This is a genomic window from Leptolyngbya sp. FACHB-36, assembly GCF_014695955.1.
Taxonomy (GTDB): Bacteria; Cyanobacteriota; Cyanobacteriia; order Leptolyngbyales; family Leptolyngbyaceae; genus FACHB-36.
Genome location: NZ_JACJPG010000220.1, coordinates 1 through 9,132 on the forward strand (window position 1 = coordinate 1; position 9,132 = coordinate 9,132).

The 9,132-nt window shown below is 51.4% G+C and carries 10 protein-coding genes; 4 read left to right on the forward strand and 6 right to left on the reverse strand.

Features of this window, described 5'->3' with window-relative positions:
* A partial coding sequence (locus H6F43_RS05165; protein ID WP_242025344.1) for a Mur ligase domain-containing protein occupies positions 1–479 on the reverse strand: 479 nt, incomplete at its 3' end.
* Between the two features lie 33 nt (positions 480–512).
* The gene (locus H6F43_RS05170; RefSeq protein WP_190341348.1) at positions 513–782 is read right to left on the reverse strand and encodes a glutaredoxin family protein; all 270 of its coding nucleotides are present in this window, start codon (positions 780–782) and stop codon (positions 513–515) included.
* A gap of 137 nt (positions 783–919) precedes the next feature.
* Between H6F43_RS05170 and cysH the strand changes: the two genes are divergently transcribed.
* Positions 920–1,651 (forward strand): phosphoadenosine phosphosulfate reductase, encoded by a 732-nt coding sequence (gene cysH / locus H6F43_RS05175; protein WP_190341350.1) that lies wholly within the window; start codon positions 920–922, stop codon positions 1,649–1,651.
* A gap of 121 nt (positions 1,652–1,772) precedes the next feature.
* Here the strand turns inward: cysH and gyrB are convergent, their stop codons facing one another.
* Positions 1,773–3,710, reverse strand: coding sequence for a DNA topoisomerase (ATP-hydrolyzing) subunit B (gene gyrB, locus H6F43_RS05180; protein WP_190341352.1), 1,938 nt, complete (start codon positions 3,708–3,710; stop codon positions 1,773–1,775).
* A 152-nt stretch (positions 3,711–3,862) separates the two neighbouring features.
* Here gyrB and miaA point away from each other — a divergent pair, with 152 nt between their 5' ends.
* Both miaA and H6F43_RS05190 read left to right on the forward strand, forming a co-directional pair.
* Positions 3,863–4,846: a tRNA (adenosine(37)-N6)-dimethylallyltransferase MiaA gene (gene miaA, locus H6F43_RS05185; protein WP_190341354.1), complete on the forward strand. Its 984-nt coding sequence runs from the start codon at positions 3,863–3,865 to the stop codon at positions 4,844–4,846.
* 105 nt (positions 4,847–4,951) lie between these two features.
* Entirely contained in the window at positions 4,952–5,551 is a 600-nt protein-coding gene (locus tag H6F43_RS05190) for a hypothetical protein (RefSeq protein WP_190341356.1), read from the forward strand.
* Positions 5,552–5,596: 45 nt separating this feature from the next.
* Here the strand turns inward: H6F43_RS05190 and H6F43_RS05195 are convergent, their stop codons facing one another.
* Together H6F43_RS05195 and H6F43_RS22630 are read right to left on the reverse strand one after the other, a co-directional pair.
* Entirely contained in the window at positions 5,597–6,547 is a 951-nt protein-coding gene (locus H6F43_RS05195) for a DNA polymerase III subunit delta' (protein WP_190341358.1), read from the reverse strand.
* A complete protein-coding gene (locus tag H6F43_RS22630) occupies positions 6,532–6,657 on the reverse strand; it encodes a hypothetical protein (RefSeq protein ID WP_277879873.1) in 126 nt (41 codons plus the stop codon). The genes H6F43_RS05195 and H6F43_RS22630 overlap by 16 nt, the downstream gene beginning before the upstream one ends.
* 95 nt (positions 6,658–6,752) lie before the next feature.
* Between H6F43_RS22630 and H6F43_RS05200 the strand changes: the two genes are divergently transcribed.
* Entirely contained in the window at positions 6,753–7,229 is a 477-nt protein-coding gene (locus H6F43_RS05200; RefSeq protein ID WP_190341360.1) for a CYTH domain-containing protein, read from the forward strand.
* Here the strand turns inward: H6F43_RS05200 and H6F43_RS05205 are convergent.
* Positions 7,201–9,132: hypothetical protein (locus H6F43_RS05205; RefSeq protein ID WP_190341362.1), on the reverse strand; the 1,932-nt coding region annotated here is incomplete at its 5' end. The genes H6F43_RS05200 and H6F43_RS05205 overlap by 29 nt on opposite strands.

Below are 9,132 nucleotides of genomic sequence, written 5' to 3' on the forward strand. Positions count from 1 at the left end.
GTGGTGTGCGCGGCGGTTTGCTGATAGCCGCGCCAGCGGGTGTAGAGCGTTCCCATTAGCGCGATCGGCTTCTGCGTCTGATTTAGCAGAAATTCGATCAGGTGAGTGGTGGTGGTTTTGCCGTTGGTGCCCGTGACGCCGATTAGCGTCAGTTGCTCTGCGGGAAACCCGTAGAAGGCGGCGGCTAAGCGCGCACACGCCTGCACCATATTCGTCGCCGGAATAATACACGCGGCGCTGTCTCCGCTGCTGCGTGCTTTTTCTGCTGCCTCTGGGGAGACGACTGCCGCGATCGCGCCTGCGGCGATCGCGCTTGCCCAGAAGTCGCCGCCGTCTACTCGCGTTCCAGGCATGCCAATAAACACATTTCCTGGCTGGCTGGCATGGGAGTTGGTTGCCAGTCCCGTGACCTCGCTTTCTAGGGCAGGATGCTCTGACCAGTGAACATCGGATGCAGCTAGTAATTCACGCAGCTTCATGTCAGCTTCTCCTCACAAACGCCTTTCTTATTGTCAGGGATCTGCCTGCCCATATTTCTGTAACATCTGCTCCAACTGGCGAACTGTGGCGCGGGGAGAAGGACGAGGAAGCGCGAGGAGAGAGGACGTTTGTGCTTCCTTTACCAGAAATAGCACGGGAATTTCGTATTGATAGGCCTGAAACCAATCGTCGCGGGTAGTGATGTCACGGATTTCCAGATCGATCGCCGAAATCTGCTCCAGCTTCTCCTGCAACCCCTCACACAGATGACATCCCGGCTTACTGTACAACACTAATTGCATCGTAATCTTCCTTCCTCGATCGTCATTTCATCGTTGCAGCAGCTTGATGCAGGTTCAGTGAATCTGACAGATCAACACATCCGCAGTGTCCCCTTGTTCGCTATGGTAGAAATTGCACAAGACTCACTCCCGCGACGATGACCCAATCTACGCAACCACCGACCCAAGTCGCCAATCTTGACCTCAAGAAGCTCAATCAAAAGTTTGAGAACGCTCATCCTAAGGATATTCTTGCTTGGTGTGCGGCAAATGTGCCAACGGGTTTGGTGCAGACCAGCGCTTTTAACGTTGATGATTTGCTGATCACCGACTTACTTTACCGCGACCTCAAGCCTGCTCATCCTGTTCCAGTGCTGTTTCTTGATACGCTTCACCATTTTCCTCAAACCCTGGAACTGGTTGCAAAGGCAAAGGAGTTGTACAACCTAAACCTGAAGGTTTACAAAATTCAGGACGTAGACACCCGCGAGGCATTTACTGCCAAGTACGGAGAGGCGCTTTGGGATACGGACATTGCGCAGTTCCATCATCTGACGAAGATTGAACCGCTGCAACGAGGATTAGCAGAGTTGGGAACGATCGCGTGGCTGACCGGACGCCGTCGCGATCAGGCAAACACTCGCGCAGACATGCCAGTTTTTGAACTCGATACGCAGCAGCGCCTGAAAGTAAACCCGCTGGCGAACTGGACGCGCAAAGAAACGTGGGCATACGCGTTTGAGCACGATGTCATCTATAATCCGCTGCACGACCAAGGCTATCCCAGCATTGGTGATCAACCGATTACAACTCCGGTAGCGGAAGGTGAGGACGAACGAGCCGGACGCTGGCGCGGCACAGGCAAAACCGAGTGCGGCATTCACATTTAGCGGTTAGAAGTTCGGTCTACTGCTTTAATGTGCGTTTGAGTTGCAGTATATTACGATTCGAAAAAGGCTAGGGCATCTTTGCCCTAGCCTTTTCTGAACTGAGTGATTGCTCCCGTCCGTTTTAGATGTCTAAATCTGCCAGCGCGAGTTTGGGCGCGTTTGTCTCGATAAATTCTCGACGAGGACCAACACGATCGCCCATTAGCACTGTAAAAATGCGATCGGCTTCGGCAGCATCCTCAATCTCAACGCGCTTCAGCGTGCGGCTTTCAGGATTCATCGTCGTATCCCAAAGCTGCTGCGGCATCATCTCACCCAATCCCTTAAAGCGCTGGATTTCGTACTTGGCGTTTTCTGGGAAGTCAGCAATGATCCGGTCACGTTCGCGATCGCTATAGCAGTAGTAATGGCTGCGTCCGCGCTCAATTTTGTAGAGCGGTGGGCAGGCAATGTAGACAAAGCCTTGATCGACCATTGCCCGCTGATAGCGATAGAAGAACGTTAGCAGCAGCGTGCGGATGTGCGCCCCATCGACGTCCGCGTCAGTCATGATCACAATGCGGTGATAGCGCAGTTGTGAGGCGTCAAATTCTTCCCCTTTGATGCCCAATCCCAACGCGGTGATCAGCGCTTGAATTTCGGTGTTCTTATAGATCTTGGCGTCGTCAGTTTTCTCGATGTTGAGGATCTTGCCCCGCAGCGGCAGGATCGCTTGAAAGCGACGATCGCGTCCCTGTTTTGCAGAACCGCCCGCAGAGTCCCCCTCAACGATGAAGATTTCCGACTCACCGGGATCGCGAGAGCTACAATCTGCCAGTTTTCCAGGCAGCGTAGACGACTCCAGCACTGACTTACGCCGCACTAGCTCCCGCGCTTTCCGCGCCGCCTCTGCCGCATTAAACGCCTGAATCGCCTTGTCTAAAATCGCGTCAGCAACGCCAGGGCGGAACTCCAGATACTCCGTCAGAACCTCGCCCACTAGAGAATCGACAATGCCGCGCACTTCTGTGTTGCCCAGCTTTGTTTTGGTTTGTCCCTCAAACTCTGGCTCCGGCACCTTAACAGAAATGACGCCCGTCAAACCTTCGCGGATGTTTTCCCCTGCCAGGTTGGAATCATTTTCTTTTAGCTTGTTGCGCTTGCGGGCGATCGCGTTCATCGTCCGAGTCAGCACTGCTTTCAATCCTTCCAGGTGCGTGCCGCCGTCGATTGTCCGAATGTTGTTAGCGAAGCCAAACAGGTTGTCGGTGTAGGCGTCAGAACACCATTGCAGCGCCACCTCCACCTGTACGTTGTTGCGCTCACCCTGAACGTAGACAATTTCCTCGTGCAGGGCTTGCTTCTCGCGGTTCATATAGGAGACGTACTCCCGGATGCCGCCTTCGTAGTAGTAGGTTTCGACGTGCGGCTCTTCGGTCTTAAGCAGCTCGAGGCGATTATCCTCAAAGGTAATTTTGACGCCACCGTTGAGGAACGCTAGCTCCCGCAAACGACCCGCTAGCGTCGCATAGTCGAACGTAATGCCAGTTGTAAAGATCGTGGTGTCAGGCAGGAATGTAACGGCGGTGCCTGTGCGGTTTTCGGAGCTTGGCTTAATGCTGAGTGAACCTGCAGGGACGCCACGATCGTAGTGCTGCGTATGGACCTTGTTGTCGCGCCAGACGGTAACGTCTACTCGTTCCGACAGCGCGTTAACCACAGAAATGCCAACGCCGTGCAGTCCACCCGATACTTTGTAGCCACCGCCGCCGAACTTTCCGCCCGCCCCCAGCACGGTCATCACCGTTTCTAAGGCAGATTTTCCGGTACGGGGATGAACATCCGTGGGAATGCCGCGTCCATCGTCTACGACGCTGACAGAGCCATCGGCATTCAGTGCCACCTGAATCTCGTGGCAGTATCCTGCCAGTGCTTCATCTACTGAGTTGTCCACAACCTCGTAGACCAGATGGTGCAATCCTCGCGCTCCGGTGCTGCCAATGTACATGCCCGGACGTCGGCGAACGTGCTCCAGACCTTCTAGAACTTGAATCTGTTCAGCACCGTAATTGCTCGTCATGTAATGAGTGCTCCAACCGAATTAACGGCCTGATGCTGTCTTTAGTAGCAAAAGACCAAAACTGTCCAAAATTCTAACACAAATAGGTTTTAAGCGATTTTAGAACCATCTCCTATGATGTTTGTCATAGGCATGGATCTATAAAACTTTTCATGTTTCCCTCTGATACTATTATAGCTAAAATTAATACGCCTGTACCAGGCTTAATTGTCCTTTGCGGTCCCACGGCAGCGGGCAAATCTAGCTTAGCGATCGCCCTTGCACAGCGCCTCCACACCTCCATCCTCAGCGCCGACTCTCGCCAAGTTTACCGAGAGTTTGACATTGGCACTGCCAAACCCTCTGGGATCGAGCAGCAGCAGGCTCCGCACTATTTGATTGATCTGTGCGATCCCACTGAGACGCTGACCGTTGCCGAGTATCAGCAGCAAGCGCAGGGGTTGATCGAACAAATACACCAAGGGAAGCACACCTGGACCATAGAGCAAGAATTCAAAATTCAAAATTCAAAATTCAAAATTCAAAATTCCCTCCTCGTGGGTGGCACCGGACTGTATATCCGATCGATCGTTCGCGGTTTGCAAATTCCGCAGGTGCCGCCGCAGTCAGACCTGCGACTTCAACTGCAAGCCCTTGGGCAGGCTCAATGTTATGCGATGTTGCAGCAGGTGGATCAGGAATCCGCAGCAAAGATTCATCCGAACGATGCGGTGCGGACGCTGCGATCGCTGGAGGTTTTTTACGTCACGGGGCGTCCGCTGTCGCAGCAGCAGGGAGAGGACCCGCCTACTTACCCCATCCTGCAGATTGGACTGGACTCCGACAATTTGCAACGCCGGATTGAAACGCGCACGGCGCAAATGGTGGAGGCTGGACTGGTAGCGGAGGTAGAGCATCTGTGCCAAAAGTACGGTTCAGACCTGCCGCTGCTAAACACGCTGGGCTACGCTGAGTTCAAGCGGCATCTAGCAGGAGATTTCTCCCTGTCCGAAGCTCAGCGGCTCACCGTTCTGCATACGCGCCAGTTTGCCAAACGGCAGCGTACTTGGTTTCGAGCAGATTCCACGATCGACTGGTTCGATGCAGATGCAGCAGATTTGTTAGAGCGCGTGTGGCAGCGAATAACCAAGTGGTGAGCGCGACTGATTTATAGCAAACTTAAGCTACCTGTAAAGCAGGCTCTAATTCTGACCACTCTAAAATCGCCCTTAGGGTGATATGAACACTGACTGAGAAGCACCATGCCCTACAGCAAGTTCTCGTTGAGTAAAGCGAAAAAGGATTTTCAGCTTGCGATCGTCGAAGGGGTTCAGTTCTTACCGTCTGTAGCACCGATTACACCCAGTACACGGCTGCTTAACGATTTGGAGGATGTTCCGTGGGCGATCGCGGTTGGCTCGGAAAAAGCTCGTTCTGAGTCGATTGTTTATCCAGTTCTGCAAGAGGTGCGGCGGTATCTAGAGCGGCAAGTTAGCTTGTTCTCTGGACGAGAGTTTAACGTAGATGCAGAGGCGGATCTAACGGGCTATGTCGATTTTTTGTTGAGTCGCTCCCCAGAACAACTGATCATTGAAGCGCCAGTGGTTATTGTGGCAGAGGCCAAAAAAGCAGACCTCAACGAGGGTTTGGGGCAATGTGTGGCAGAAATGGTGGCGGCTCAACGGTTTAATGAAGCTCAAAATAACGCCATTTCAACGATTTATGGCTGTGTCAGTAGTGGGACTGCATGGCGGTTTCTTAAGTTGAACGGCAAGACGGTGACGATCGACCTCACAGATTACCCACTTCCACCCGTTGAACCAATTTTGGGGTTTCTGGTTTGGATGCTCCAGAAGGGCTGAGGAGCGCGACTAGAGTAACCCGTCTGTTTTCATCGCCCTCTGGCGTCATACTGGCTGCATCATGCCAAGCAGCGTAACTTCCCAGACGAGGCGGGGTTGAACATTCCTCATCAGATGTTCTTTTGCTTGCTCTAAAAGTGTCAGAGGTAGCCGATCGACCTCCGCACCGCGATCGACCTCCACGCACTGCTGCCAGTGGATTTGCTGCAAGTAGTCAATCAGCCAGAGTTGGTTTTCGGGGGCAACAGTTTTGTCGATTTGTCGCGCTAGGGTCAGCGCTTCCCGATAAGACCGGGGGCGCTGCGTTGCCGTTTGGAGTAGAACGGGTGGAATCTCTTGAAGCTGTTGCCAGTGAGCGATCGCAGCTCCCGGACTGCCTTGAGCAAGCTGCAAAACGTCGGCATGCTGCAAAACTTCGCTGTGTCCTGACTGACTAAGCACCTGAGCCATTGCCTCCGGCGATAAGCGGCAAAAGGGAATCCGCTGACAGCGAGAAATTAACGTTGGCAGCAGCGAATCTACGCTGGGCGCAATCAGGATCAAAGTCGCTTGTCCAGGTTCTTCCAGCGTTTTCAGCAACGCATTGGCGACGGGTTCTGCCATCGTTTCGGCATGCTCGATCACCACCACAGAGCGAGGTGCTTCTAGCGGGGCACGGGACAAAAATCGAGAAATTTCTCGCACTTGCTCCAATCGGATCAGCGCTGTTTTTCGCTTGATGCCTGCTGCTACCGCTTCTGCTGCCGTCAGCCGCTTGCCTTGGTGCAAATACGTCGGCTCTACCCACAGCAGATCGGGATGGTTGCGCTGCCGAATCCGGTTTTGAGGTGTGGCAGCATAGACCGCGAACAGCGCCTCCACAAAGCACTGCGCGGCGAGACTCCGTCCGACGCCCATAGGTCCAGCAAGCAGGTAAGCGGGAGCGATTCGATTTCGAGCGATCGCCTGCGTCAGCAGCTCAACCGCTTGAGGTTGTCCAATTAGCGGTGCAAACATCGCGCGTCCTCTTGCCACTCTGGAAAGAATGCTTCGTTGATGAACTGAAGTCCATGCAGCGTAATTAGCTGCTGAAGCGTAACATTTTCTGCCTGAAGCGCCTGAGCCATCGTACCAATCCTGCAGGGTGGTTTAAAGTGTAAGCGATCGCCGCTCAGCCAGTCGGAAGGCGATTGCGTCCCTTATTTGTGAACGAGCGTCCGCAATGGCAACCGAAATTGAGCGCAAGTTTTTGGTTCAGGGCGATGGCTGGCGCACCGTTTCAGGAACGCGCTATCGTCAGGGCTATCTGGCTGACACGAACGGACGGACGGTGCGCGTTCGCGTTGCGGGCGATCGTGGCTACATCACGATCAAAGGTCCCACTCGTGGCGTTGCCCGCGCCGAATTCGAGTACGAGATTCCGCTGGACGACGCCGAGGAACTGCTGGATACGCTGTGCGATCGTCCCCTGATTGAGAAAACGCGCTACCGGATTCCCTGGGGCGATTTAGCGTGGGAAGTAGACGAATTCGCTGGAGAAAACCAGGGGTTAATTGTTGCTGAGATTGAACTACCCAGTGTGGATCGGGCGATTGATCTTCCCGACTGGATTGGTGAAGAAGTTTCTCACGATGCACGCTACTACAACGTCAATTTAGCGAAACACCCCTTTACGAATTGGTCAAATCAGGGTGGCTAGAATTTCGAGAATGAGATGAAGATTTCGCTTGAAATCCTGCTAACAGTAATAAAAAGCTGCCAAATCCAAAAAGCCAATAGGCAATATTTAATCCTGGAGGGTTGTATACGATCTCGTACAGTTGCTGTGCGGTAAAGCTGCCCCGCCAGTAGCTAAATACGTTGCAAAAGCGATCAGCGGATTGACCATTTAGTTGCCAAGCAGGAGTGTAGCTTTGTAGGGCTACTAACTCTCCTTGACCAGAAGCGCTGAGCTTAAATGGCAGCTTATTAGCGTAGGTGCCACTGCTGCCAGTTGCAACAGCTACGATGGATTGCTGCACCAAATTTAGGACAGTAGAATACTCACCGACTGAGCATAGCGCTTGTAACTTTTCGGCAGAACCAGACTGTACTAGAAAAATTCGAGGAAGGGGTTGATTAATTTTCCAGCTTTGTGGACCGATCTGAGTTAAATCTGTATTCGCCTTTAACTTATAGCCATCAATCAGAGTCACTCCTAACAGCTTAAGCAGGTTCATTTGAGCCTGACTCAATTCAACAGCAGGGTCAGGCTGTAAACTGAAAAAGGGATTCATTGTCCGAAAATTACGGTTCATCAACTCAGCAAATGGCTTGTTCAGAATGGGATCAAACACCGTAATACTTTCGTAGGCTTTCAGTAGATTTGTATTGGAAGGATCAGTTGATAGAACTCGCTCAGTAGGGGTGATCGATCGATCCGCGATCGCTGACCGCCAAGGAGATGCTGTGTACTGATTAAGCTCTTGCGGAAATCCATAGGGTCTAGTTAGCAGCCCGGCAATCAGTGCGGTTATCAAAAGCGCTTTCCAGGAAGGGCGATCGTGAGCACTCAATAGATAAGCACAAGCCAGCATAGATAGAAGAAACCCTAACCAAATGACAGTTAGTGCCTCAATTCTTCCCATATTGAACTGCCAAGCAGGATCGAGGACTTGAAAAGCAACAATTGCTGAACAGAGTAGTAGGATGAGTGCAATTGTAGCTAGACTAACGCGGCGACGAATGTTTATAGATAAGTGGATTAGCCAGTTCAGCGATATTGCAGCGCAGATACCAATCAATAGATAAATACAATTTATATATTTTGTTATGCGGGTTGTATTAACAAATGGAATGTGGCGAATCAGTTCAGTAAAGGGACTAAGTTGGGAAATAGTTACAATACCAAGGATTGCTGTCAGCAGAACTAGGAAAAACAGTATTTTTTCCCTCAAAACAGCTTTCGAGTTCTTGACTAGAACAACGCTAATAACTCCGAATATTAATAAGAAAATAATAATTGGATTGATGAAACCTATTGCCATAGCATCTTGTACTAGAGATCCGGTTCTGTAAAACCTTAGATGGGGACCGTTGATGTACGGAATGATCCAGCCAAACAGCCAGGGAATACTAATCAGCGATGTGGAACGTTCTACTGAGTTGCCAACTGAATTGAGTAGCCCTTGCGATCGACTTACCAAATAGGGCACTACTCCAGGACTGCCTAAACACAATCCTGATGCTAGCGAAAGTGCAAATGTCAGAAGCGAGCTTTTTTTTAGAGTTCCCCGTACGGTAATCTCAAAAATGAAAATAGCGAAAGTGACTACGATTCCAAAAAAAGATTCTTGCGGGTTTCCAGCAGTCAAAGAACAAACGATCGCCCAAACAAAGGCTAGAGCTGTATAAAGAGAATATTGTGATCTTGCAATTGAAATGGCTGCCCAAACCATGAGAGGAGTCCACACAAATACGCGATAATGCACCATGTTGACGTGTGCGAAAGTGAGTGGACTTAGAGCAAACGCGATCGCCAAAAACAGCGCGGCTTCCCAGCGGACATATAGCTTAAATAGCAAAAATGTATTAATTGCTAGAATGAGTACGTGAAGCACTGA

Coding starts and splice junctions, on each gene's coding strand:
- H6F43_RS05170 (WP_190341348.1), bottom strand. CDS start 782: ATGCAATTAGTGTTGTACAGTAAGCCGGGATGTCATCTGTGTGAGGGG.
- cysH (WP_190341350.1), top strand. CDS start 920: ATGACCCAATCTACGCAACCACCGACCCAAGTCGCCAATCTTGACCTC.
- gyrB (WP_190341352.1), bottom strand. CDS start 3,710: ATGACGAGCAATTACGGTGCTGAACAGATTCAAGTTCTAGAAGGTCTG.
- miaA (WP_190341354.1), top strand. CDS start 3,863: ATGTTTCCCTCTGATACTATTATAGCTAAAATTAATACGCCTGTACCA.
- H6F43_RS05190 (WP_190341356.1), top strand. CDS start 4,952: ATGCCCTACAGCAAGTTCTCGTTGAGTAAAGCGAAAAAGGATTTTCAG.
- H6F43_RS05195 (WP_190341358.1), bottom strand. CDS start 6,547: ATGTTTGCACCGCTAATTGGACAACCTCAAGCGGTTGAGCTGCTGACG.
- H6F43_RS22630 (WP_277879873.1), bottom strand. CDS start 6,657: ATGGCTCAGGCGCTTCAGGCAGAAAATGTTACGCTTCAGCAGCTAATT.
- H6F43_RS05200 (WP_190341360.1), top strand. CDS start 6,753: ATGGCAACCGAAATTGAGCGCAAGTTTTTGGTTCAGGGCGATGGCTGG.